Annotated in this window: 1 protein-coding gene; it reads left to right on the top strand. The window is 52.9% G+C overall.

The genetic code is table 11. The features are described from left to right. A partial coding sequence (locus HMPREF2978_RS13125; protein ID WP_168166430.1) for a hypothetical protein occupies window positions 1-204 on the top strand: 204 nt, incomplete at both ends.

Raw genomic sequence — 204 nt, 5'->3', positions numbered from 1 at the left:
TGGGTGTTGGTATTCCGCTGCTGTTCCTGATTCCGGTTGGTCTGGCTTCCCAGATGAACATTCCGGGTCTGTCGGACTTTGTTGCTCCGATTAACAAGCAGATTCAGGATCTGAATACTCAGCTGCAGAAGCAGGCTGGTGTGTTCAATGGTCCGCTGGCTGGCAAGATGGCTGGTATTGATGCGCAGCTGAAGCGTTTCGGTG

It is taken from the genome of Corynebacterium sp. HMSC074C01, assembly GCF_001814605.1.
In the GTDB taxonomy this organism is placed as follows: Bacteria; Actinomycetota; Actinomycetes; order Mycobacteriales; family Mycobacteriaceae; genus Corynebacterium.
Note: the sequence above shows the minus strand (reverse complement) of the source record. Positions and strands in the feature narration are given on the sequence as shown.